This is a genomic window from Streptomyces marincola (assembly GCF_020410765.1).
Classification (GTDB): Bacteria; Actinomycetota; Actinomycetes; order Streptomycetales; family Streptomycetaceae; genus Streptomyces; species Streptomyces marincola.
The window spans coordinates 3,995,236-4,018,791 of sequence record NZ_CP084541.1 but is presented as its reverse complement, the minus strand read 5'-3'; the positions used below and the strand labels follow the sequence as shown (position 1 = coordinate 4,018,791).

At 74.1% G+C, this 23,556-nt stretch carries 26 protein-coding genes; 18 read left to right on the top strand and 8 right to left on the bottom strand.

Features of this window, described 5'->3' with window-relative positions; all coding sequences use genetic code 11:
- The first annotated feature begins 62 nt into the window (after positions 1-62).
- Both LC193_RS17660 and LC193_RS17655 read left to right on the top strand, forming a co-directional pair.
- Positions 63-1,475, top strand: coding sequence for an ATP-binding protein (locus LC193_RS17660; protein ID WP_226075353.1), 1,413 nt, complete (start codon positions 63-65; stop codon positions 1,473-1,475).
- A gap of 45 nt (positions 1,476-1,520) precedes the next feature.
- Entirely contained in the window at positions 1,521-2,822 is a 1,302-nt protein-coding gene (locus LC193_RS17655) for a type IV secretory system conjugative DNA transfer family protein (RefSeq protein ID WP_226075351.1), read from the top strand.
- A 61-nt stretch (positions 2,823-2,883) separates the two neighbouring features.
- Here LC193_RS17655 and LC193_RS17650 read toward each other — a convergent pair whose 3' ends face one another.
- Both LC193_RS17650 and LC193_RS17645 read right to left on the bottom strand, forming a co-directional pair.
- Positions 2,884-3,915 (bottom strand): LacI family DNA-binding transcriptional regulator, encoded by a 1,032-nt coding sequence (locus LC193_RS17650; protein WP_226075349.1) that lies wholly within the window; start codon positions 3,913-3,915, stop codon positions 2,884-2,886.
- Positions 3,916-3,985: 70 nt separating this feature from the next.
- On the bottom strand, positions 3,986-4,741 hold the full coding sequence (locus tag LC193_RS17645; protein WP_086159048.1) for a response regulator transcription factor: 756 nt from the start codon (positions 4,739-4,741) through the stop codon (positions 3,986-3,988).
- A gap of 348 nt (positions 4,742-5,089) precedes the next feature.
- On the opposite strand from LC193_RS17645, the gene LC193_RS17640 reads away from it, so the two are divergent.
- From LC193_RS17640 to LC193_RS17620, 6 genes are all read left to right on the top strand, one after another.
- Complete coding sequence (locus LC193_RS17640; protein ID WP_086159050.1) at positions 5,090-5,356, top strand: MoaD/ThiS family protein; 267 nt, start codon at positions 5,090-5,092, stop codon at positions 5,354-5,356.
- Positions 5,353-6,144, top strand: coding sequence for a hypothetical protein (locus LC193_RS17635; protein WP_318842165.1), 792 nt, complete (start codon positions 5,353-5,355; stop codon positions 6,142-6,144). The genes LC193_RS17640 and LC193_RS17635 overlap by 4 nt, the downstream gene beginning before the upstream one ends.
- Positions 6,145-6,278: 134 nt before the next feature.
- Positions 6,279-6,998 carry an LmeA family phospholipid-binding protein gene (locus tag LC193_RS17630; RefSeq protein ID WP_226075348.1) on the top strand — a complete coding sequence of 240 codons (720 nt, stop codon included), beginning with the start codon at positions 6,279-6,281 and terminating at the stop codon, positions 6,996-6,998.
- Positions 6,999-7,107: 109 nt separating this feature from the next.
- The gene (locus LC193_RS29195) at positions 7,108-7,209 is read left to right on the top strand and encodes a putative leader peptide (RefSeq protein ID WP_346655836.1); all 102 of its coding nucleotides are present in this window, start codon (positions 7,108-7,110) and stop codon (positions 7,207-7,209) included.
- 117 nt (positions 7,210-7,326) lie between these two features.
- The gene (locus LC193_RS17625; RefSeq protein WP_226075347.1) at positions 7,327-8,166 is read left to right on the top strand and encodes a sulfurtransferase; all 840 of its coding nucleotides are present in this window, start codon (positions 7,327-7,329) and stop codon (positions 8,164-8,166) included.
- Positions 8,167-8,263: 97 nt separating this feature from the next.
- Positions 8,264-8,551, top strand: coding sequence for a DUF1416 domain-containing protein (locus LC193_RS17620; protein ID WP_086159059.1), 288 nt, complete (start codon positions 8,264-8,266; stop codon positions 8,549-8,551).
- Between the two features lie 174 nt (positions 8,552-8,725).
- Here LC193_RS17620 and LC193_RS17615 read toward each other — a convergent pair whose 3' ends face one another.
- Complete coding sequence (locus LC193_RS17615; protein WP_086159061.1) at positions 8,726-9,088, bottom strand: DsrE family protein; 363 nt, start codon at positions 9,086-9,088, stop codon at positions 8,726-8,728.
- 473 nt (positions 9,089-9,561) lie between these two features.
- On the opposite strand from LC193_RS17615, the gene LC193_RS17610 reads away from it, so the two are divergent.
- Both LC193_RS17610 and LC193_RS17605 read left to right on the top strand, forming a co-directional pair.
- The gene (locus LC193_RS17610; RefSeq protein WP_086159063.1) at positions 9,562-10,122 is read left to right on the top strand and encodes an FABP family protein; all 561 of its coding nucleotides are present in this window, start codon (positions 9,562-9,564) and stop codon (positions 10,120-10,122) included.
- 276 nt (positions 10,123-10,398) lie between these two features.
- On the top strand, positions 10,399-11,085 hold the full coding sequence (locus tag LC193_RS17605) for a hypothetical protein (protein WP_086159065.1): 687 nt from the start codon (positions 10,399-10,401) through the stop codon (positions 11,083-11,085).
- Between the two features lie 20 nt (positions 11,086-11,105).
- On the opposite strand, the gene LC193_RS17600 is transcribed toward LC193_RS17605, so the two are convergent.
- On the bottom strand, positions 11,106-11,861 hold the full coding sequence (locus LC193_RS17600) for an SDR family oxidoreductase (RefSeq protein WP_226075346.1): 756 nt from the start codon (positions 11,859-11,861) through the stop codon (positions 11,106-11,108).
- A gap of 354 nt (positions 11,862-12,215) precedes the next feature.
- Between LC193_RS17600 and LC193_RS17595 the strand changes: the two genes are divergently transcribed.
- Together LC193_RS17595 and ygfZ are read left to right on the top strand one after the other, a co-directional pair.
- On the top strand, positions 12,216-12,674 hold the full coding sequence (locus tag LC193_RS17595) for a Fur family transcriptional regulator (RefSeq protein WP_226075345.1): 459 nt from the start codon (positions 12,216-12,218) through the stop codon (positions 12,672-12,674).
- A gap of 41 nt (positions 12,675-12,715) precedes the next feature.
- Positions 12,716-13,690: a CAF17-like 4Fe-4S cluster assembly/insertion protein YgfZ gene (gene ygfZ, locus LC193_RS17590; protein WP_226075344.1), complete on the top strand. Its 975-nt coding sequence runs from the start codon at positions 12,716-12,718 to the stop codon at positions 13,688-13,690.
- A 43-nt stretch (positions 13,691-13,733) separates the two neighbouring features.
- On the opposite strand, the gene dtd is transcribed toward ygfZ, so the two are convergent.
- Positions 13,734-14,159: a D-aminoacyl-tRNA deacylase gene (gene dtd / locus LC193_RS17585; RefSeq protein ID WP_226075342.1), complete on the bottom strand. Its 426-nt coding sequence runs from the start codon at positions 14,157-14,159 to the stop codon at positions 13,734-13,736.
- 154 nt (positions 14,160-14,313) lie between these two features.
- Between dtd and LC193_RS17580 the strand changes: the two genes are divergently transcribed.
- From LC193_RS17580 to LC193_RS17570, 3 genes are all read left to right on the top strand, one after another.
- A complete protein-coding gene (locus LC193_RS17580; protein ID WP_226075340.1) occupies positions 14,314-14,838 on the top strand; it encodes an RsiG family protein in 525 nt (174 codons plus the stop codon).
- A gap of 47 nt (positions 14,839-14,885) precedes the next feature.
- Positions 14,886-15,839 carry an asparaginase gene (locus LC193_RS17575; protein WP_226075338.1) on the top strand — a complete coding sequence of 318 codons (954 nt, stop codon included), beginning with the start codon at positions 14,886-14,888 and terminating at the stop codon, positions 15,837-15,839.
- Positions 15,840-15,916: 77 nt separating this feature from the next.
- A complete protein-coding gene (locus LC193_RS17570; protein WP_226075336.1) occupies positions 15,917-17,173 on the top strand; it encodes a GNAT family N-acetyltransferase in 1,257 nt (418 codons plus the stop codon).
- A 66-nt stretch (positions 17,174-17,239) separates the two neighbouring features.
- On the opposite strand, the gene LC193_RS17565 is transcribed toward LC193_RS17570, so the two are convergent.
- Positions 17,240-17,425 (bottom strand): hypothetical protein, encoded by a 186-nt coding sequence (locus LC193_RS17565; RefSeq protein ID WP_226075334.1) that lies wholly within the window; start codon positions 17,423-17,425, stop codon positions 17,240-17,242.
- A 155-nt stretch (positions 17,426-17,580) separates the two neighbouring features.
- Between LC193_RS17565 and LC193_RS17560 the strand changes: the two genes are divergently transcribed.
- The 3 genes from LC193_RS17560 (at position 17,581) to LC193_RS17550 (ending at position 20,366) form a co-directional block, all read left to right on the top strand.
- Entirely contained in the window at positions 17,581-18,447 is an 867-nt protein-coding gene (locus LC193_RS17560) for a winged helix-turn-helix domain-containing protein (protein WP_226075332.1), read from the top strand.
- Positions 18,448-19,140 (top strand): HAD family hydrolase, encoded by a 693-nt coding sequence (locus tag LC193_RS17555; RefSeq protein WP_226075330.1) that lies wholly within the window; start codon positions 18,448-18,450, stop codon positions 19,138-19,140.
- An 89-nt stretch (positions 19,141-19,229) separates the two neighbouring features.
- Entirely contained in the window at positions 19,230-20,366 is a 1,137-nt protein-coding gene (locus LC193_RS17550) for an aminoglycoside phosphotransferase family protein (RefSeq protein ID WP_226075328.1), read from the top strand.
- Here LC193_RS17550 and LC193_RS17545 read toward each other — a convergent pair.
- Entirely contained in the window at positions 20,254-22,407 is a 2,154-nt protein-coding gene (locus tag LC193_RS17545; protein ID WP_226075326.1) for an MMPL family transporter, read from the bottom strand. The two genes, LC193_RS17550 and LC193_RS17545, sit on opposite strands and share 113 nt — an antisense overlap.
- Positions 22,408-22,758: 351 nt before the next feature.
- Entirely contained in the window at positions 22,759-23,460 is a 702-nt protein-coding gene (locus tag LC193_RS17540) for a response regulator (protein WP_226075324.1), read from the bottom strand.
- Positions 23,461-23,556: the final 96 nt, after the last annotated feature.

Here is a 23,556-nt window from a genome sequence, read left to right as displayed (position 1 = left end):
GCGCGCCCGAGCCGTCAGGGAACGCCGGGAGTCACCGGCGCGTCGGGGAAGGAGGTGCCGCCGTGCCGCCTCGCGATCCGCTGAGCGCCATCACGGAGGCGTTCACCAGTCTGCTGTTCGGCAGGACGGAAACCACCCGGCTCCCGGTGCGCACCTCCACCGGGCAGGCGCAGGCGGTGTACCTGCCGACGGCCGCGCCGGGGCTCGGGGACTCCGGGGTGATCATCGGGCGCGAGGTGTACTCGGGCAAGGGGTACATCTACGACCCGTTCCAGCTCTACGGGCAGCAACTGCCCGCGCCGCACTGGCTGGTGCTCGGCGAGTCGGGCAACGGCAAGTCCGCGCTGGAGAAGACGTACGTGCTGCGGCAACTGCGGTTCCGCGACCGGCAGATCGTGGTGCTCGACGCGCAGGGCGAGGACGGCGTCGGCGAGTGGAACCTGATCGCCGAGGAGCTGGGCATCACCCCCATCCGGCTTGACCCGATGGCGGCGCTCGACGGGAACGTCCGGCTCAACCCGCTCGATCCCGCGATCACCACGACCGGCCAGCTGGCGCTGCTGCGCACGATCATCGAGGTGGCGCTGGGCCGTTCGCTCGACGAGCGGTCGGGGTTCGCGCTGAAGGTCGCGCACGCCTACGTCAACCAGACCGTCGCCGACCGGCAGCCGATCCTGACCGACATCGTCGAACGGCTGCGGCACCCGCTGCCCGAGGCGGCCGACGCGATGAACGTCGCGCTCGACGACGTGCGCGCGTGGGGCCTCGACGTGGCACTGGTGCTCGACCGGCTGGTGGACGGCGACCTGCGCGGCATGTTCGACGGGCCGACGACGGTGGGCATCGACCTGGACGCGCCGCTGATCGTCTTCGACCTCTCGCACATCGACCGGAACTCGATCGCGATGCCGATCCTGATGGCGATCGTCGGCGTGTGGCTTGAGCACACGTGGATCAGGCCCGACAGGAAGAAGCGGATCTTCCTGGTCGAGGAGGCGTGGCACATCATCAACTCGCCTTCGGTGGCGCAGCTGTTCCAGCGCCTGCTGAAGTTCGGGCGCCGGCTCGGCCTGTCGTTCGTCGCCGTCGTGCACCACCTGTCCGACGTCGTGGACGGCGCGGCGGCCCGGGAGGCGGCGGCCATCCTCAAGATGGCGTCCACGCGCACGATCTACGCCCAGAAGTCGGACGAGGCAAGATCGACCGGCCAGGTGCTCGGCCTGCCGCGCTGGGCGGTGGAGATCATCCCGACGCTCACCCCCGGCATGGCGGTGTGGGACGTCAACGGCAACGTCCAGGTCGTCAAGCACCTGGTGACCGAGACGGAACGGCCCCTGGTGTTCACCGACCGCGCGATGACGGAGTCCTCGCCCGTCGCCCTGGTCGAGGACCGACTCGCCGCCGAGGAGGACCCGTTCGAGGCGGAGACGGAGCAGCGGGTGATGTCGTTCGAGAAGCGGCAGGGCGTCGGCTAGCGACCGGGGGACCGGGCAGGCAGGGGACCAGGCAGGCGGGCAGGCATGGTGTACGAGGGGCATGGCAGGAGCGGGCCGCCGGCGGGTCCGCCGGCCGGGCGCGGCGGAGGCGTACCGGACGCGCTGCTGGTCGGCGCGCTCGCGTTCCTCGTCGGCATAACGGCGCTGACGTGGACGGCGACCGGTGTGGCCGGCTGGCTCGCGCACGGTGCGTGGCCGGCGGGCGTCACGTTCCTGCGGACCGCGCACGCGATGCGCTCCTTCCTCACCGCGCCGGGCGACGTGGCCGCCGCGTGGCCGCAGACCGATCCCGAGGCGCTGCCGGGCGCCGCGCTGCTGTGGGCGATGTTCCTGCTCCAGGTGGCGCTGCTGTTCTCCGCGGTGCTGTGGGTCTCGCTCCGGGTGGCGCGGTGGCGTTCCGGCCGGTCGGCCCCCGGCTCCGACGGGCCCGGGGAACCGGGCCCCGAGCCGCCGCGCGGGCCGCTCGGCGCCGGGGACCCCGGGGCCCGGGCGGCCCGCGAGGCGGCGCCGCCCGCCGCCGCGCCCCCGGGCCCGCCGCCCGCCGCCGAGGTGCCCGCGGCTGCGCGGCCCGGGGCCGCCCCCGCCGAGGTGCCCGTGGCGGCGCCGGCGGCGGCCGGGCCCGCCGCCGGGCGCGACCCGGTGGCGGCCGTGCAGGCGGCGCCGCCCGGCGCGGTCGTCGTCGATCCCGACGGCCGGCTGTGGGCGCGCACGGCGCGCCAGCGCGGCCGGCTCGGCCCCGTGCACGTGTTCGATCCCGGTCACCTGACGGACGCCCCCGTCCGCATCCGGTGGGCGCCGCAGCGCGGCTGCGAGGACATGGCGGTGGCCAGGGCCAGGGCCGCCGCGCTGCTCGCGCCGGTCCGCCCGGGCGAGCCGGTGTTCCAGCTCGACGCCGAGACGGCGGAGGTCCTGCTGCGCTGCCACCTGCACGCCGCCGCGCTGGCCGGGGAGCCGTTCACGCAGGTCCAGCGGTGGGCGGGCGGCAAGTCGGCGGGCGAGCCGGGAAAGATCCTGCGCACCCACGGCCGGGCCGCCGGCGGCGCCGCGATGGAGCTTGAGGCGGTGCTGACCGGGCATCCCGGCCGCCGCGACGCCGCGTTCGCCCTGATCGGCCGGGCCCTGCACGGCCTCGACCGGCTGCACATCCGGCAGGCGTGCTCTCCGGGCCGCGTGGACGCGCTGGCGCTCGACAACGTGGCGGGCGAGGGCGGAACGCTGTACGTGGTGGGCGACGACAAGGAGACCGCGGGCCTGCGCGGGGCGCTGGTCGCTGCGGTGGCGGCCGACCAACCCGGCCTCACCGTGGTCGACCCGGGACACCGCTGACCGCGGGCCCGGAAAGGGGCGCCGGTGGCCCGGCCGCACGGCCCGCCGCGCGGGCGCGGGCTCAGTCGCCGGCGCAGCCGCAGGAGCGGCGGACGCGCATCGTGAACGGGAACTGCCGCAGCCGGTCGGGCGGCGCGCCCGCGCCGCCGTTGCCCGGCTCCCCCGTCGCCAGGTCGACCGCCGCCCTGGCCATCGCCTCGCGGTCCGAGCCGACGGTGGTCAGCGGCGGGTCGGTGAGGGCGGCTTCCTTCACGTCGTCGAAGCCGGCCACCGCGAGCGCGCCCGGCACGTCGATGCGCAGTTCGCGCGCCGCCCGCAGCACGCCGATGGCCTGGTCGTCGGTGGCGCACACGAGGGCGGGCGGCCGGTCGGGGCCCGCCAGCAGGTCGAGCGCGACCTGGTAGGCGCCGTAGCGGTTGTAGGGGGCCTTGAACAGCCGGCCCTCGGTGTCGAGCCCGGCCTCGGCCATCGCCTCGCGCCAGCCGGTGACGTGGTCGGTGACCGGGTCGCCCGACTCGGGCGTGGAGTCCACGCCGCCCAGGCACGCGACGTACGGGTGCCCGTGGTCCAGGAGGTGCCGGGTGACGCGCCGGGCGCCGCCGACGTCGTCGAGGACGACGGCCACGTCGTCGATCGCGTCCGGCCTGCGGTGCAGCAGGACCACACGGGCGTCCCAGGCGTCGATCTCGGCCGCCGCGTGCTCGCTCGGGCCCTGGCTGATGAGGATGAGGCCCGAGACCCGCATCCCGAGGAACGCCCGCAGGTAGTGGACCTCGCGCTCGTCCAGATAGTCCGAGTTGCCCACCAGGACCATCTTGCCGCGCTCGGCCGCGGCCTGTTCGACGGCGTGGGCCATCTCCGCGAAGAACGGCTGCCGCGCGTCCGGCACGATCAGCCCTATCAGGTCCGTGCGCTGGGAGGCCATCGCCTGCGCGACCCGGTCGGGCCGGTAGCCCAGTTCCTTGATCGCGGCGAGGACCCGTTCCCGCGTCGCCGGTGCCACCGGGCGCGGGCCGTTGTTGATGACATAGCTCACGACCGCGGTCGACGTCCCCGCAAGCCGTGCCACATCGTCCCGCGTCACCTTGGCCACGCGCGCAGTCTACGCGCGCAACCGCCCCTGAGGACACGGCACAGTGCCGCCCAGGGGCGCACGCCGGGGCTCAGCCGCGGCGCGCGGCGGCCTCCTTGACGAACTGCTCCGCCTCGCGCGTGACCGCCCGCGCGTGCTCGTCCGCGGGCTTCTCCTTCTCCGGGACGACGAAGCGGTAACCGACGTTGCGCACGGTCCCGATGAGCGACTCGTGCTCGGGGCCGAGCTTGGCGCGCAGCCGCCTGACGTGCACGTCCACCGTGCGGGTGCCGCCGAAGTAGTCGTAGCCCCACACCTCCTGGAGCAGCTGGGCCCTGGTGAAGACGCGCCCCGGGTGCTGCGCCAGGTACTTGAGCAGCTCGAACTCCTTGAACGTGAGGTCGAGCACCCGCCCCTTCAGCTTGGCGCTGTAGGTGGCCTCGTCCACGGAGAGGTCGCCGTTGCGGATCTCCATCGGGCTGTCGTCCGCGGACAGCTGCTGGCGGCCGGTGGCCAGCCGCAGCCGCGCCTCGACCTCGGCGGGACCCGCCGTGTCGAGCACCACGTCGTCCACGCCCCAGTCCGCGGTGACGGCGGCGAGGCCGCCCTCGGTGACGATCAGCACCAGCGGGCAGCCGGGCCCGGTGGAACGCAGCAGCTGGCAGAGCGAACGGACCTGCGGCAGGTCCTTGCGGCCGTCGACGAGGATCACGTCGGCGCTCGGGGCGTCCACGAGGGCCGGTCCCTCGGCGGGGGCCACGCGGACGTTGTGCAGGAGCAGTTCCAGGGCGGGGAGGACTTGCGAGGACGGCTGGAGTGCGTTGGTCAGGAGAAGCAGCGAACTCATACGGGGGCGTTCCTTCCTCAGTCCTGGCGAGGGACGGCCTGAGCGGCTCTGCCCAGAAAGCGCAAAAGGACCCGGGATGGCGTCAGTGCCCAGGTCCTTCCGATCCCAGCAGCATAGCCGAAACAATTCACCTGCCGCATCGGCGTACATCACACTCGTCACCGGCCCGCACGGGCCCCGGCGCACGCGCCCCGCTCGCGCGGGCATCATGGGGCGGCGGGCTCCCCGCGCGCGCGGCGGCCGGTGCGACGGACGCGGGAGCGGCGCGGGGCAGGACCGCGGGGTTCGACCACGAGAGCCGGAACACGGGCCGGGGACAACGGGCCGGAGAACAAGAGCGGAGTCGCGATGGCGAGGGGCACGATCCGTTACTGGGCGGCGGCCAAGGCGGCGGCGGGAACGGCGGAGGAGGCGTACGAGGCGGGCACGCTGGCCGCGGCGCTGGCCGACGCCAGGGGCCGGCACGCCGACCGGCCGGACTTCGCGCTGGTGCTGGGGCGCTGCTCGTTCCTGGTGAACGGCGCGCAGGTCGGCGCGCGCGGCCACGAGACCGTGGAGCTGCCCGAGGGCGGCACCATCGAGGTGCTGCCGCCGTTCGCGGGCGGTGCGCTGTGACGGCCCAGGCCGACGCGCCCCGGGCCGCCACCGGGCCGCGGCACCGGGCCAGGTCGCCGATCGTGCCGCCCGGCCTCCAGCCCGCCGTGCTGACCGCGGTGCTCGCCGGCCTGCTCGCGGCCACCGCGCCGCTCGGCCAGGCCCAGGCGCTGCCCGCGGTGGTGCTGCTCCAGGCGGTGACCGCGGCCGGCTGGTTCCGGCTGAACGGGATGTGGCCGGCCAGGCAGGGCATCCTGCTGGCGTTCGCGGGCGGGATCGCCGCCGACGCGGCGGTGCTCGCCGCGCCGGCCGACCGGGCGCCCGAGGCGCTGCTCGGGGTGCTCGGGGCGTGGTTCCTGCTGGTGCTCGTGCTCCAGCTGCGGCACCGCGGGTCGGCGGACGAGCGGCTCGACTCGCTGACCGCGACGGCCGCGTCCACGCTGCTGACGATCGCGGCGGCCGGCCACCTGGCCGCCGCCGACGTCTCGGGCCGGGCCGTCGCGGTGACCGCGGCGGGGGTCGCCGTCGCGGTGCTCCTGCGGGCGGTGGTGCCCGGTCCCGCGTTCCTCGGCTTCGCGCTCGGCCTGCTGGGCGCGGCGGGCGCGGGGGCGCTCGCGGCGGACCGGGTGGAGGGACTCGGGGCGGCGGCGGTGGCGCTGGCCTCGGCCGGCGGCCTGTGCGCGCTGATCGGGCACCGGGTGGCGAGCTACGACTTCCCCTCGCGGTTCGTGCACTTCACGGCGGGGGTCGCGCTGCCCCTGACGGCGGCGGCGCCCGCGGTGTACCCGCTGGCGCGCGCGCTGCTGTGAGCGCAGGCGCGGACCTGCGGGGCCCGTCGCACGTGTAACGGGCCCGCTGCAACGCCGGACTGCCCCTCGGCAGGGCGAGGCGGGCGGGTTAGGCTCGCTCGACTTCTCAGTCCGTCTCAGGGGGAACCGGTTCCATGCGCGCGCTGCGAATAAGCCTGATCGTGTTCGGTGTGCTCGTCGTGCTGGCGATCGTCGTCGACCGCGTCGCGCTGTGGTTCGTCGAGGGCGAGGTGGCCTCGCGGGCCCAGGACCGGCTGGGGCTCGCCTCGGAGCCGAGCCTGTCCGTCGCGGGCTTCCCGTTCGTGACGCAGGTGCTCGGCGGGGAGCTGAACCGGGTCGACCTGGGAGCGGACGAGTACACCGCGCAGGTGGACGGGCAGGCCCTGACCGTGCGCGACCTGTCCGTCGAGCTGAACGACGTGGCGCTGGGCGACGGGTACACCAGCGCGGTCGCGGGGAGCGCGCAGGGCGAGGGCCTGGTCGAGTACGCGGAGCTGACCCGGGCGTACGGGGAGCTGCTGGCCGTGAGCGGCAACGGCTTCGGCGTCGAGTTCGGCTACGCGGGGGACGGCAGGCTGCTGTTGACGCTCCAGGCCACGGTGCTCGGGCAGACGCTCGACGTGGGCGAGGTGCCGGCCGGCATCGCCCTTGAGGGCGAGTCGCTGACGCTGGACGTGGACGAGGACGCCATCCCGGACGCGGGCGGCGAAGAGGTGCAGGCGGTGGTCCGGGAGCAGCTGGACCAGGTGCGCGACCTCAGCGGCCTGCCGAGCGGCCTGTCCCTCGACGCGGTGCGGCCGACCGCGGACGGCCTCGTCCTGGACATCAGCGGCACCGACGTGTCCATCAGCTGACGGGCCGGCCCAGGGCCCACCCGGGCGCGGTCCCGGAATGCAGACATCATTGTCTCAACATGCGGAACAACGGTGACATGGGCGCCACCGCGTCCGTACGATCGCGGACATGACGCGACAGGCTGCGGGCACCCCCGCCGGGGGGCTGACGAAGCGACGCGCGGTCGATCTCTGCCGCGTCGCGGCCATGCTCTGTCGCCGCGACGGCTGACGGCCGCGCCCGACCTCCAGGCGTGCGGCGTCATTCCGCGCGCCTTCCGCGCACTCCCCCGACCCGCGCCCCCGGTTTAGCCCCCTCCCCCGCCCGATCGCCGAATGGAGAACACGCATGAGCCGCAGTGACGTCCTCGTGGACGCCGACTGGGTCGCCGCTCACCTGGACGACCCGAAGGTCGTCCTGGTCGAGGTGGACGAGGACACCTCGGCCTACGACAAGAACCACATCAGGAACGCGGTGCGCGTCGACTGGAAGCAGGAGCTCCAGGACCCCGTCCGCCGCGACTTCGTCGACCAGGCCGGCTTCGAGGCGCTGCTGTCCGCCAAGGGCATCGCCAACGACGACACCGTGGTGCTGTACGGCGGCAACAACAACTGGTTCGCCGCCTACGCCTACTGGTACTTCAAGCTGTACGGCCACCAGGACGTTCGCCTGCTCGACGGCGGGCGCAAGAAGTGGGAGCTCGACGCCCGCGAGCTGGTCGAGGAGGTGCCGGAGCGCGCCGCCACCCAGTACACGGCGTCGCCGCAGGACACCTCGATCCGCGCGTTCCGCGACGAGGTCGTCGCCGCCATCGGCGAGAAGAACCTGGTGGACGTGCGCTCGCCCGACGAGTTCAGCGGCAAGCTGCTCGCCCCCGCGCACCTGCCGCAGGAGCAGTCGCAGGTCGGCGGGCACATCCCGTCCGCGCGGAACATCCCGTGGTCGAAGTCCGCGAACGACGACGGCACCTTCCGTTCCGACGAGGAGCTGAAGGAGCTGTACCAGGGCGAGGGCGTGGACCTGGGCAAGGACACCATCGCCTACTGCCGCATCGGTGAGCGGTCCGCGCACACGTGGTTCGTGCTGCACGAGCTGCTCGGCGTGCCGAACGTGAAGAACTACGACGGTTCGTGGACCGAGTACGGCTCGCTCGTCGGCGTGCCCGTGGAGACCGGCCCGGCCAAGTGAGGCACGGGCGCCCGTCGGCCGCGTGCCGGACGGGCGCCCGCCGCCGCGGGCCGCGGCCGTGCGGGCCGCGACCGCAGGAGCGAAGAGAGGAAGCGCTATGTGCGGAGCGAAGCCGGGCGGCCCCGACGCCGCCACGGCCGTCGCCGGCCGGACCACGATCCAGGGTTCCGTGACCCGCGACGGCGAGCCGGTGAGCGGATACGTCCGCCTGCTGGACAGCACGGGTGAGTTCACCGCCGAGGTGCCGACCTCGGCGAGCGGCCAGTTCCGGTTCTACGCGGCCGGGGGCACGTGGACGGTCAGGGCCCTGGTGCCCGGCGCCTCGGCCGACCGCCGGGTCGTCGCCGAGCAGGGCGGGCTGACCGAGGTCACCATCGCGGTGTGAGCCGCGGCGGCCGGCCGCGCGGCGCGCGGCGGCCGGGCGCGTTCGGGCCGCGCTCCCGCACGGGGGCGCGGCCCTGTCACGGCACCGTTCCGCCGGCCGCCCGCGCCGGTGCGGGACGCGGCGGCCGGCCGTGACGACGTGAAGTGATCGAACGGTGCGGACGCGGCGGACGGTTCAGTAGACGAGCGCGCGCACGCCGTCGGCCATGACCTCGCTCAGGAAGACCTGCGCCCCGGCGATACGGACACCGTCGATGACATCCTCCTCCTCGATCCCCCTCCGGGCTGCGCACTGGGTGCACAGGGTGATGCGCCCCGCGGCCCGGATACCGTCGATCAGGTCCGGCAGCGGCGCCGCGTGCGGCAGCGAGAACTCGGCCGCCCGGCCGGGTACGGCGAACCACGCCGCCTCCCCGGTCAGCCACAGCGAGATGTCGACCCCGCTGGCGGCGGCGACCGCCGCCACCGTGAACGCCTGCGAGCACCGTTCGGGGGCGTCCGCCCCCGCCGTCACCTTGATCACCAGCTTCTGAGCCATGGCGCCACCGTAGACCGGTGCGCGCCCGGCCCTCGCGCCGTGTCGGTCGGGTCCGTCCCGTCGCGACGCGCGGACCCCGGCCGACCCGGCCCTAACGGGTCGTGCCGCAGGTACCGCAGACCCAGTCGCCACGCGGTCCTTGGTGCATGGCTCCACCACAGTTGGGACAACTCATGATCACACCCTTTCCACGCGCTTAGACGCAGCGACGGCCGAACGCGTTCAGTCGCGGTGATCACAAAACGGTCAAGGCCGACCAAGCCGCGGCCTCGGGCGGCCCACCTCAGTGGGATTCCCCGGGAACCGGTGACTAGACTCGGCCGCGGACGGTTTTCACATTCCCAGCGGCATCACGAGGAGCGGCTCTGTGCTGGAGGCTTTCTTCATCACCTTGGTGGCACTCGTCGCGGTCGCCGGCGGGGCCTTCACGGCCCTCGTGGTGATGAAGCTCTACCAGGGACAGCGCTGAGATCATGATCGAGATCCCCTCCGACCTGCACCCCGGCCTCGTGCCGCTCGCGTTCCTCCTGGGCACCTGGCAGGGGGCGGGCGTCGCCGACTTCCCCGGCGCCGAGGCGTGCAACTTCGGCCAGGAGGCCACGTTCTCGCACGACGGCAGGGACTTCATCGAGTACCACTCGCGCGCGTGGCGGCTCGACGCCGAGGGCGTGCGCAAGGAGCCGCTGGAGTCCGAGCACGGGTACTGGCGGATCTCGGAGCGCACGGTCGAGGCCGTCATGATCCGCGACCAGGGCGTCGCCGAGGTCTGGTACGGGGAGCTGGCCGAGGGCAAGCCGCAGATCGACCTGGCGACCGACGCCATCGCCCGCACCCCCGCCTCGCCCGCCTACGCGGGCGGCAAGCGGCTGTACGGCTACGTGAACGGCGACCTCATGTGGGTGGGCGAGAAGGCCACGCCCGAGGTCCCGCTGAGGCCGTACATGTCGGCGCACCTCAAGCGCGTGGTCGACCCGAGGGAATGGGTCGCGGACATCAAGGACCTGCCGGACGACGGCATCGCGTTCTTCCGCTGAGCCGCCCCTCCCGCCGCGTCGCGCCGGGCACCGGCGCCCGGACGCCTTCGTAAACGAACCGGCGCGCGCCGCAGGGCACTTGCTATCGTGGGCGCACGGCCGAGCGGCATGGTGGGCACCCGTCGCACAGACCGTCGACGCAGTGTGCCCCTGGCCGCGTTTGCGGCGGCCAGGGGCACCACGCCTTGCCTCGGGTGGCATGCGGTGCAGAGGCGGACCGGAGGCTTACGGGCCCGACTCTACTACGGCCGCCACCCCCTGTCCCGGGAGCGAGCGATGACCGACCAGGTGCCCGTCTGGATGGCGCGTGCCTTCTCCCCGGCCAGACTCGGGCCCTACCTGCGCGCCACCGGCGGCGAGGCGGCGGCGGCCGTTCGGCTCTACTGGTGGAACGTGGAGGCGTCGGCCGCGCTCTACGGACCGCTGCACTGCATGGAGATAGCGCTGCGCAACGCGCTGCACCGGGAGCTGACGGCGTTCTTCGGCCGGCCCGACTGGTGGACGGTCGCGCCGCTGAACGAGTCCTCGATGCGGCAGGTGGCCGCCTCGCGCGCGAAGTGCCGCGGCGAGCCCGGAGGGCGCCGCGGGCCGATCCCGCACGACAGCGTCGTGGCGGGGCTCAACCTGGGCTTCTGGGTGGCGCTGCTCAGCAAGGGCGGCCGGGGCGGCGCGTACGACCGGCGGCTGTGGGTCCCGACGCTGCACAAGGCGTTCCCGTACTACTCGGGGCGGCGCGACGAGCTGCACGGGGTGCTCGACTCGCTGCGCAAGCTGCGGAACCGGATCATGCACCACGACTCGATATACCGCCGCGACCTGGTCGGCGACCACAACGCGATCTACCGCGTGCTCGGCCACATCGACCCGGTCGCCGCCAAGGAGGTGCTGGTCCTCGACCGCTTCCCCGCGGTGCTCGGGCACCGGCGGGCGGCCCACGAGGGCGGCAGGAGCCCGAGCTTCTGACCGCCCCCGGGGCCGCGCGCTCAGGGCGTGCGCAGCGCGCCGCCGTCCACCGGGACCACCGTGCCGGTGACGTAGCCGGCGGCCGGGGACAGCAGGAATGCGGCGACCCGGCCGAACTCCTCGGGTTCGCCGTAGCGGCCGAGCGGGATGGCGGAACGGGTCTTGGCGCGGGTCTCCTCGTCGGCCGCCGCGTCGAGCTCGCGCGTGCGGTCGGTCGCGATCCGGCCGGGCAGCAGGCCGAACACCCGCACGCCGCGCGGCCCGTGCTGGTCCGCGAGGTCCTTGGCGACCATGGCGAGTCCGGGCCGCAGCCCGTTGGAGATGCCGAGGCCCGGGATCGGCGACCGCGCCGACGAGGACAGCACCAGGCCAACCGCCGCGCCCTCGCCGACGTGCCCGGTGATCGTGCGGGCCGCCCGCACCGCGCCGAGGAACACCGACTCGAACGCCGCACGCCACTGCTCGTCCGTCGCGTCGCCCACGGTGCCGGGCGGCGGGCCGCCCACCGAGAGCAGCGCGCCGTCGAGCCGGCCGAAGCCGCTGACCGCCGTCTCCACCAGGCGCGCCGGCGCCTGCGGGTCCGCGAGGTCGGCGGCGAGGCCGACGGCGCGCCCCGCGCCACCGAGCCGTTCGACCGCCGAGGCGACGTCGCGCGGGTCGCGGGCCGACACCACCACCCGGGCGCCGTCCGCGACCAGCGCCGCGGCCGTCGCGAACCCAAGGCCCCGGCTGCCGCCGGTCACCACGTACACCCGGTCGGCCAGTCCCAGATCCATCGCGTGCTCCTCGTTTCCGTTGTTTCCGTTGCCGCTGCCGTTGCCGCTGCCGCGCCGCCGGGTCCCGAGCCGGTCCCCCGTCCCGGTCCTGTCCCAGCGCTCGGGGGCGCCCGGGCGGGCGCCTCCGCGGCGTACAGCATCCCCGGCGCGCGCCCCGGCGGGAAAGCCCTGACACGCCCCCGGCGCGCAACGACCCCGGCTCCGGGGGCACCGGCGCGGCACCGGCCCGGTTCGCACGGGCGCTTACGGCGGCTTGACACCGGACCGCCCACGATGGGGAACGCCTCCTGCACGGACCCCGTCCCGTCCCCTCGGGCGGGGTCCGTGCCCTCTCTCTGCTTCTACACTGGCCGTGTGGTGAGCACCGACTGGCAGACCGACCTGCGCAACCGCGGCTACCGGCTGACCCCGCAGCGGCAGCTGGTGCTTGAGGCCGTCGAGAAGCTGGAGCACTCGACGCCCGAGGACATCCTCACCGAGGTGCGCAGGACGGCGGGCGGGGTCAACATCTCGACGGTCTACCGGACGCTTGAGCTGCTTGAGGAGATCGGTCTGGTCTCCCACGCCCACCTGGGCCACGGCGCGCCCACCTACCACCTGGCCGAGCGGCACGACCACCTGCACCTGATGTGCCGGGACTGCGAGCGGGTGCTGGAGACGGACCTGGAGGTCGCGGAGCCGTTCGCCGACCGGCTCAGGGAGGCGTTCGGGTTCGAGACGGACCTGCGGCACTTCGCGATCTTCGGACGCTGCGGCGACTGCGCCGCGGCCCACGCGGCGCGGGCCGCCGACCGGGGTCCCGGGCCGTCCTGAGGGCGGCTCCGGCCCGCGGGCGCACGCCGTAGGCTTGTGGTATGCCGTCGTACTCCAGTCCTCTGCTGTCCCTGCCGGGTGCGGTCGCCGCCGACGAGCCGGACGCGGGGGTCGCCGCGCACTACGGAGACCTCTTCCGCGAGCAGCGCTCGCTGGCCGCGGGCGAGGGCTTCGTCGACCTCTCGCACCGCGACGTGGTCACCGTCTCCGGGGCCGACCGCCTGAGCTGGCTGCACCTGCTGCTGACGCAGCACGTGGCCGAGCTGGCGCCCGGGCATGCCACCGAGGCGCTGATCCTGTCGGCCAAGGGGCACATCGAGCACGCCCTGTACCTGGTGGACGACGGCACGACGACGTGGCTGCACACCGAGCCGGGGGCGGCCGGGGCGCTGACCGGTTACCTGGAGAGCATGAAGTTCTTCTACCGGGTCGAGGTCGCCGACGTGACGGCCGCGTTCGCCGTGGTGCACCTGCCCGCGGGGTCCATCGCGGCCGACCCGGCCGGTGCGGTGGTGCGGCAGACGCCGTACGGGCGGGACGTGTTCCTGCCGCGCGATGAGCTGCCCGCGTTCGCCGCCGCGCACGGTCCCGCCGCGGGGGTGCTGGCGTTCGAGGCGCTGCGCGTGGAGGGGCACAGGCCGCGGCTCGGCCGGGAGACCGACCACCGCACGATCCCGCACGAGCTCGGCTGGCTCGACACCGCGGTCCACCTGCACAAGGGCTGCTACCGGGGCCAGGAGACGGTGGCCCGCGTGCACAACCTCGGCCGCCCGCCGCGGCGGCTTGTGTTCCTGCACCTGGACGGCAGCGAGGTGCGGCTGCCCGAGCACGGCGAGCCGGTGCGGCTCGCCGCCGACGGCGCCGAGGGGCGCGCGCTCGGGTTCGTCACCACCTCCGCGCGCCACCACGAGCTGGGCCCGATCGCCCTCGCGCTGGTCAAGCGGAACGTTCCGGTGGACGCCGAGCTGCTGGCGGGCGACACCCCGGCGGCGCAGGAGGCGGTCGTCGAGGCGTGAGGGGGGCGCGGGAGCGCGCGGCCCACCGCCGCCGCGCTCCGGCTCACACGTCGAGGAGGACGGTGAACGGGCCGTCGTTCGTCAACGAGACGCGCATCGAGGCGCCGAACCTGCCGGTCTCGACGTGCGCGCCGAGCGCGCGCAGCCGCGCGCACACCTCGTCGACCAGCGGCTCGGCGAGCGCGCCGGGGGCCGCGGCGCTCCACGTCGGGCGGCGGCCCTTCGAGGCGTCACCGTAGAGGGTGAACTGCGAGACGACGAGCAGCGGCGCCCCCACGTCCGAGCAGGACTTCTCGCCGTGCAGGACCCGCAGGGTCCACAGTTTCCGCGCCAGCCGGGCCGCCGTTTCCGCGGTGTCCCCGTGCGTGGCGCCGACCAGCACACACAGCCCTTGGCCCACGATCTCGCCGACGGTCTCGCCGTCGACCACGACGGCCGCCCCGTCCACCCGCTGCACCACTGCTCGCATGCCCGCCATCATGCCGGAACGTTCCGCCGCGCCCGAACGCCCACCGGATGGGTGCCACATCGCTGCGCGGGCTGGGTACACAGTGACACGATGCGTGTCACGGGGCACGTACCGCGCTACCGCGCCGAAACAGGGACGAGGGGACTAATACCGCATGATCACACCGGGTCCCGGCACGTGCAGTGCCCCGCGCGAGACCACCCAGGCGGAGCTGCGGCGGCTGCGCCTGCCAGAACTGCGGGAGCTGCGCCGGGCGGCGCAGCGCGAGGAGGCCGAACTCAGCTTCGTGCGGCGGCTGTTGCAGGGCCGGATCGACATCCTCCAGGCGGAGCGGCGCCGGCGGGCCGCGCACGCGCCCGCGCTGCTCGACCAGCTGCCGCGCATCCTGGCCGACGGCCCGTCGCGGCAGCGCTCGTCGGCCCGGCACGTGACGCTCGGCACGCCGGCGAGCGAGGAGTACCGGCTGCTCGCGGAGGAGGTGCTCGGCGAGGTCGAGCTCTCGGACCTGACGGCCCTCGACGACGACGTGCTGCGGGACGCGCTCGGCCGGCTCGCCCGCTGCGAGGCGGAGGTGTCCAGGCGCAGGCAGGCGCTGCACCGGACGGCGGACGGGTGCGGGGCCGAGATCGCGCGCCGGTACCGTGAGGGGGAAGCGCAGGTCGACGACCTGCTGGCGTGATCGCCCGCCGGCCCGCGGCGGGCGGCCGGCTCGGTGGAGGGATGGGCATGTCCTCGGTGGCGCGTGAGGGTTCCCCGGCGGCGGAGCCGGTGCCGGCTCCGGTGCTCGCGGAGGTCGTCAGGTCGGGTTTCGTCGAGAGCCGCCACCGCGGCTCGCTGGTGGTGCTCGCGGCGGACGGCTCGGTGCTCAGGGCGCTCGGGGACGTGACGGGGCCGGTGTTCCCCCGGTCCTGCAACAAGCCGATGCAGGCCGCGGGCCTGCTGCGCGCCGGGCTCTCGCTCGCGGGGGAACGGCTCGCCCTCGCGGCGGCCAGCCACGCGGGCGAGGACGCGCACCGGGAGCTGGTGGCGCGCATGCTGGCCGAGGCCGGGCTGGACGAGGACGCGCTGCGCTGCCCCGCGGACCGGCCCGGTTACGGGGCGGGCCCCGGGCCGGCCTCGCGCACGGCGATGAACTGCTCGGGCAAGCACGCGGCGATGCTGGCGGCCAGTGCGGCCAACGGCTGGCCCCTGGCGACCTACACAGAGCCGGGCCACCCGGTGCAGGTGCTGGCCCGCGAGGCGGTGGAGGCGGCGACCGGCGAGCCGGTGGCGCACGTGGGCGTGGACGGCTGCGGCGCGCCGCTGTTCTCGTGTTCGCTCACCGGGCTGGCGCGGGCGTTCCGCGGCCTGGTGCTCGCCGGTCCTGGCACGCCGGAACGCCGGGTGGCGGACGCGATGCGCGCGCACCCGGAGTGCGTGGCGGGCCAGGGGCGCGCGGACACCCTGCTGATGCGCGCGGTGCCCGGGCTGCTGGCGAAGGGGGGCGCGGAGGCGGTGCAGGCGGTGGCGCTGCCGGACGGCCGCGCGCTGGCCCTGAAGATCGAGGACGGCGGCATGCGGGCCCGCGGTCCCGTGCTCGCGGCGGTGCTCGCCTCGCTCGGCGTCGACGCCTCCGCGGTGCCGGCCGAGCCGGTGCTCGGCGCGGGGCGGCAGGTCGGCGAGGTGCGGGCCGTAATCTGAGCCGGGCCGCCCCCGGCCGGGCCGGCGGCGGGGGAATTGCGTGGCAGCCGCCGGCGCGCGGCGCATAGCCTCGCCGCATGTCCCTGCATGTCCGTACAGTCACCGACGACGCCCCGGCGGACGGCGACGCGTGGGTCCGCGCCGCGTCCGCCGGTTTCCTCACTCCACCCGAAGCGAACCCCTCCGGACTCGAACAGCGCCGCGAGCGGCTCGACGTCCCCGGCTCCCGCCCCCGTGGCGCGTTCGAGGGCGACCGGTGCGTCGCCACGTTGCGCAGTTTCGATCAGCGGCTGACCGTTGTGGGCGGCCGGGAGATCACCGCGAACGCGATATCCGCCGTCACCGTCCTCGCCACCCACAGGCGGCGCGGCCTGCTGCGCCGGATGATGGCGGACGACCTGGCCGAGGCCAGGGAGCGCGGGGACGTGGCCGCCACGCTGATCGCGGCCGAGTACCCGATCTACGGCCGGTTCGGGTTCGGGGCGGCCACCGCGTTCACGGCGTGGCGGGTGCACGCGGCGCGTTCGGGGCTCGATCCGAAGTGGTCACTTCCCGCCAGTGAGGGGTCACTGACGTTCGTCGATGGTGCGGAGGTGCGCAAGGTCGGCCCGGAGCTGCACGAACGCTTCCGGCGCGGCCAGCCGGGCGCGGTCGACCGGAGCGAGCAGGTCTGGGAGCTGCGCACGGGCGCGCTGTGGTTCGGACCCGACCCCTGGGTCGAGCCCTTCCACGTGCTGTACCGGGACGCGGCCGGGATGCCGCAGGGGCTGGCGACCTTCGATACGGACAACGTGTGGCGGGAGGGGATGCCCGACGGGACGGCGTCGGTGCGGTCGTTGCTGGCCACGTCCCCGGCCGTCGAGGCGCTGCTGTGGCGCTTCCTGCTGTCCATCGACTGGGTCGCGACGGTCGACTCCGGTCGCACACCGCCGGATTCCGTCCTCCCGCTGCTCCTGCCGAACCCGCGCGCCGCCCGGATACGCGAGCAGGCTGATCATTTGTGGCTGCGCCCGCTCGACCTGCCGGCGCTGCTCGGCGCGCGGTCCTACGCGACCGAGGGGGAACTGGTGCTCGACGTGCGGGACCCGCTGGGCCTGGCGGAGGGGCGGTACCTGCTCACGGCGTCGCCCGAGGGCGGCCTCGCGGCACCGACCGCGCGCGAGCCGGACCTGACCCTGCCCACCAGCGCCCTCGCCCAGCTGTACCTGGGGGACGAGTCCGCGGCCACGCTCGTGGCGGCGGGGCTCGCGGACGAGGGCACGACGCGGGCGGCGTCCCGCGCGGACCTGCTGTTCCGCACGGGACGCCGCCCTTGGTGCCCCGACATCTTCTGAGAATCTTGCGATTTTCAGATCTAATCCGACGCCTTCTGTGTCGGCGGCCCCTGACCGGTTTTCCGCTCAGAGGCTGCCGACCAGCAGCGTGGCCAACACCGCTGTGCCCACACAGGCGCAGGTGAAGTTCCGCCCGCGCACCCCCGTCCGCAGGATCAACAGGCCGATGAGGCCCGGCAGACCGAACTGGATTTCGACCGCCCGCTCCACCGCGATGCCGAAGGCAGCCACGATCACTGTGGTAACCAGCATGACGCCTCCCTACATCACGTCAACTTTGCCGAAGTTCCGACTAGTTGGCTAAGTTGTCAACCAACTATACGCTTGTTTTGCCCAGTTGGCGGCCACTTGGAAACGTCCTGGTTCCAACCTTCCGCAAGTGGCCGAAAGTTGTATGGTGTTGAGCCGTGAGTCAGGAGATCGCCCCGGACAGCGACATGTCGGAGCAGGCCGGTGACCTGGTCTCCCCGGACCGCGTCGCCGACGTCCTGCGCGAACGCATACGCTCGGGAGAGCTGCCCAGGCACGCCAAGCTGCCCACGCAGCGTGCCCTCGTCGAGGAGTTCGGCGTCAACCGGACCACGGTCAGACAGGCGCTGGCCGTGCTCGAACGCGAGGGCTACCTGAGCGCCCGGGGGCGCGGCGCGCCGGCCGTCGTCAGCTCTCCCGCGGAGGACGCACCGCGCCCGGCCGGCGTCGAGGTGGCCGACCGCATCGCCCTCGCCTTCCAGGCCGACCACGTCAGCATCGACGCGTTCTGCCTCACCACCGAGACCCTGAACGCCGCGCTCGCCGCCCCGCTCATCGCCATCTCCACGGGCGAACTGGCTCCCGAGTCGATCTCCATTCGGGTGATGCTGCCCAACCCGGACGCGCCGCTCGCCTACCCGCGCCTCATCTCCGACGCCGCGGACCGCCGCCCGCTGCTGCGGCTGCGCCGCCTCACCCGGACCTTCGCCACCTCCGTGCGCCACCAGCTCACCTCCCTCGCCGAGATGGGCCTGGTGCCCAAGGTCGACGTCGAGATCCGCGCCGTTCCCATCACACCGGTGCAAAAGGTGTACCTGCTCAACGGCACCGAAGTGCTGACCGCCTACTACCAGGTTGTTCCCCGTGTGGTGGAGTACGAGCAGGAGCAGCTGGAGATCTACGACGTACTGGGGCTCAACTCCAAGGTTTTCCGCTCCTCGTCGGACACCGCGTTTGTAGAGGAGTCACACCAGTGGTTCGAGTCCCTCTGGTCAACGCTGGCCCAACCACTCACACTCGGTTAGATGAGGGAACTCATCAGTAATGCCAGCTGTGTTCTCTTCGACTTCGACGGGCCGGTGTGCCGCCTCTTCGCCGTCCACACCGCCGAGTCCATCGCGCGGCGGTTGCGCGGGCTCGCCGCGGAGCTCTCGGTGTCCGCGCTGCTCACCCCCGAGTTACGGACCTCGCCCGACCCGCACCGGGTGCTGCGCGGCATCGCGCGCGCACGGCCGGCGCCCGGCGTGCTGTCCCGCCTCGAAGCGGCGCTGACCCGCGAGGAGATCTCCGCGGCGGCCACCGCGCCCCCCACCCCCTACGCGGCGGCGCTGATCGCCGCGCTCTCCACCCGGGGCAGACAGGTGGCCATCGCGACCAACAACTCACCCCTGGCCGCGGAGCACTACCTCAACCGGCACAAGCTCGCCGGGTACGTCGGCGGCCGGGTCCACGGCCGCACCCAGGACGTCTCCCTGCTCAAACCGCATCCCGACTCGCTGCTGCGCGCCCTGGCGTCCACCAGGACCGCGCCGCGCGAGGCGTTGATGATCGGCGACAGCGTGGCGGACTTCGAGGCGGCCCGGGCGGCCGGCGTGGCCTTCCTCGGCTACGCGTTCGAGAAAAGTGGCGAAGAACAGCTCTTGGCGGCGGGCGCACGGGACGTGGTGCGCTCGCTTGAGCACGTCCTCACGGCGCTCATCGCGCCCGCCTCCGGCTGAGATGCACCCTTTTGAGCCATCGGAAACACTCCGGCAGCGGCGTACGGTTCTGCTACTTGCAACCAACTCGCTGCCGGAAGGCCACCAACATGAGCCAGCCGCTGCCCCTGACCACCACCCTGCGCGGTCACCACCGCACCTGGCAGGTCCTGCACGCGGAGGGCGAACTGGCGCCCCTGGGACGGCTGAAGGCCGGACTCCCCCGGCCCGGGGTGCACCGCTTCGACCCTCGCTGCTTCACCCACGAGGAGGACGTTCTCACCGAACTCGCCAAGCTCGGCATGCCCCGTATCGCCCCCGTCTACCGGCTGGGGCCCGCGGGGACGCGCGTGCACGGCTACATCGAGGGCGCGCCGCTGTCGGCGGTCCGCCCGCCGGGCACCGCCCTCACCGGCGCGGAACTCGGCCAGCTCACCGACCTGTTCGGCCGCATGGCCGCCGTGTCCCCCGCCACGCTCGCCCGGGTGCACTCCTGCCCGGCGGCGCTGCGGCCCCGCACGAGCCGCGACTTCATGCGGGGCCTGGTGCGCTTCACCCGGCGGCGCGTCTACGCCGTGCACCGCCCGGCTCTGCACGGGCTGTTCACGGCGCTGCGCGTCGACCCGGTGGTGCTCTCGCCCACCGGGCCGCTGGCGCGTGACGCCGCGCTGCTCACCGACCGGCCGTTCTGCCTCCTGCACGGCGACCTGCACCGCGACAACCTCATCGTCGCCGACACCGACGGCCTGCTGTGGACGATCGACTGGGAGCTGGCGCTCTTAGGCGACCCGCTCTACGACGTGGCCACGCACCTGCACCTCATGCGCTACCCGCCCGCGCAGGAGCACGCGTTGCTCACGCACTGGGCGCGCGCCGTCGACGAACGCCTCCCGGGCGCCGCGGCGGGCCTCACCCGCGACCTGCCGCGCTACCTGGCCTACAAGCGGGTCCAGTCGGTCTTCACCGACGTGATCCGGCAGGCGCACCGGGTCGCGGCGGCACCCGAGGACCAGCGCGAGGCGGCACTCGCCACCGCGGGCGACATGGTCAGCACGGCGCTGCGGAAGGCCGCGCGGACCCTGGGCATGGGGCGCGTACCGAGTCCCAGGGCGGTCGAGGCGGTCTACGCGGCGTTCAGTGCCGCTCAAGATCCACCCTCGGCAGGACCCGCGCCAGCGGTTTCGGCAGCCACCAGGCACGGCGGCCGAGCACCTGCATGGCGGCGGGGACGATCACACACCGGATGACCACGGCATCCACGAAGATCGCCACCGCCATACCGAAGCCCATCTGCTGAAGCATGCGCTCCGAACTCATCATGAACGCGCCGAAGACGACGATCATGATGGCCCCTGCGGCGGTGATCACGGACCCGGTGTGGGCCAGTCCCTCGCGGACGGCGTGCGCCGGGTCCCCGGAACGCTCCCACTCCTCGTGGATGCGCGAGACCAAAAAGATCTCGTAGTCCATCGAGAGGCCGAAGACGATGGCGAACACCAGGACCGGCAGGTACGCCTCGATCGGCCCGGCCTCGACGCCGAACGCGCCCTCCTGGAACACCAGCGTCATCGCGCCGAGCGCGGCGCCGATGCTCAGCAGGTTGAGCAGCGCGGCCTTCAACGGGATCAGCACCGAGCGGAAGACCACCGTCAGCAGCAGCACCGAGAGCCCCACCACGATCGCGACGAACAGCGGCATCCGCTCGGCGACCTTGAGCGAGTAGTCCACGGTGGCCGCGGTCGAGCCGGTCACCATGAACGCGGCGCCCGTGTCCCGTTCGACGCCCGGCAGCACCGCCTCGCGCAGCTCGGCCACCAGGTCGGAGGTCGCCTCGTCCTGCGGCGCCGACCCGGGGAACAGGAACAGCGTGGCGATCGCGCCGTCCTCCGTCGGCACCGGCGGGGAGACCGCAGCCACGTTCTCCGCCCCGGCCAGCGCCTCCGCCGCCGCCGCGGCGGCCCGCTCCGCGCCCGCGTCCCCGCCCTCGGCCACCACGACGAGCGGGCCGTTGAACCCCGGTCCGAAGCCCTCGGAGAGCAGGTCGTACGCCTGCCGACTGGTCGACTCCGGTGCGTCGTTGCCGGCGTCGTTGAAGCCGAGGCGCAGGTCCAGCGCGGGCAGCGCCAGCGCGCCGAGCGCCGCGACCGCGAGCACCAGCGCGATCACCGGGTGCCGCTGCACGCCGCCGCCGAGCCGGCGCCAGGCCGTGCCGGAGGGCGCCCGGCCGCGTGCCGCGCGCTTGGCGGCCCGCGCGGTGAACTGGCGGGCGAAGCGTTCACCGAACACGCCGAGCAGCGCGGGCAGCAACGTCAGCGAGGCGATCATCGTCATCAGCACCGTCAGCGCCACGGACAGCGCCATGCCCTGCAACGAGCCGAGGCCGAGGACCACGAGGCCGAGCAGCGCCACGATGACCGTGCAGCCCGCGAAGAACACCGTGCGGCCGGCCGCGTCCATCGCCCGCGTCGCGGCCTGCTCGGGCGGCGCGCCGCGCACCAGCTCGTGGCGGTAGCGCGCGAAGCTCAGCAGCGCGTAGTCGATGCCGACCCCGAGCCCCACCAGCATCATCACGTAGGACGTGTAGTCCGCGATGGTGAACACGTTCGAGAGCACGACGATCAGGCCGAGCGTCGCCCCGACCGCGAACAGCGCGGTGATGACCGGCAGTCCGGCCGCGACGACCGTGCCGAACATGAACACGAGGATGACGAGCGCGGCCAGGATGCCCGCGCCCTCGGCGGGACCGCCGCCGCCCTCGGCGAGCAACCGGGCCGCGTCACCGCCCAGTTCGATCCGCAGCCCGTCGCCCTCCGCCTGCCGCGCGGTCTCCTCGACCCGCTCCACGTCCGCGAGCGCCATCTGCTCGGACGGCGTGTCGAGCACCAGCGTCGCGTAGCCGATGGTGCCGCCGGGCGCGACGGCCGAGGCGTCGTCGTACGGGCCGCGCACCTGCGTGACGCGCGGCAGTCCCGCCAGCTCGGACAGCATGGCCTCGACCCGCCGCTCCACCGCAGGGTCTTCGAGGCCCGACTCGTGCTGGAGCACCACGTTCATCGTGTCGCCCGCCTGTCCTGACCCGTGCTCGGCCAGCAGGTCCCCGGCCTCCTGCGACTCGGTGCCCGGCAGCGAGTAGTCCTCGCGGTAGTCGTCGCCCGTGGCCGAGGCGACGCCCCAGACCCCGACGAGAACGGCGAGCCACAGGCCGATGGCGAGCCACCTGCGGCGGTGGGCGAACCCGGCGACGCGCGCGAACACGCCTGGTTTCTCCCGGGACTTGACGGTGGTCATGGTGGGTCTCCCCCTGTCGGGACGGGCGGCGGCCGGCCGGCGGGGGGCCGCCCTCGGTCCCGCGCCCCGCCGGCGCACGGGCCCGCGGTCGGCCGCGCGCCGCGCGGCCGGCGGTCCGCCGTGCGGCGGCGCCCCGGGCCCGCACCCACCGTCGGCCCACGGCACCGCCCTCCGCGTCCCCCGGCGGGCGGCGCCGTCCGTACCCCAGGAGTCGCACGCCGGGCGGGGAGGCGTACTCCCCGGGTCGAACGCCCGGGCGCGAGCGGCGGCGTGAGCGGAAGCACGAGCGGGAGTGCGCCCGGGCACGAGCGGGAGTGCGCCGAGTGGTGCCGTCCGCCCGGAGCGGCGGGGTCAGCTCATCCAGCCGGGCGTGATCATCCCGGTCTCGTACGCGAGGATCACCAGCTGCGCCCGGTCGCGGACGTTCAGCTTGGTCATGATGCGGCTGACGTGGGTCTTCGCCGTGGCCGGGCTGACCACGAGGCGCCGCGCGATCTCGTCGTTCGTCAGGCCCGCGCCGACCAGGGCCATGACCTCGCGCTCGCGTTCGGTCAGGGCGTTGAGGCGCGGGCTCGGGTCGGGTTGGCGCGCCCGCCCGGCGAACTCCTGGATCAGCCGCCTGGTCGCGGAGGGCGCGATGAGCGCGTCGCCGCGGGCGCACACCCGGATGCCGTGCAGCAGTTCCATCGGCTCGGTGTCCTTGACCAGGAAACCCGAGGCGCCCGCGCGCAGCGCGCCGTAGACGTAGTCGTCCACGTCGAACGTCGTCAGGATGACCACCCGCACCCGCGCGAGCGCCGGGTCACCGACGATCAGGCCGGTCGCGGCGAGCCCGTCCTGCTCCGGCATCCGGATGTCCATCAGCACGATGTCGGGCCGCAGTTCACCGGCCAGCCGCACCGCCTCGACCCCGGTCGACGCCTCCCCGACGACCTCGATGTCCTCCTCGTCCTCCAGGATCGAGCGGAACCCGGCGCGCACGAGCCGCTGGTCGTCCGCGAGCAGGACTCTCACTCGTGTTCCGCCGGGCTCCCCGGGGCGCGTCGCGGTCATGGCGACCAGGGTAGGCGCGCCGACGCGGCAGCCGCCTCCGGGCACGGGCGGCACCGGGCGGGCGGGGGCGCACCGCGCGTTCGGAGGCAGGCACAG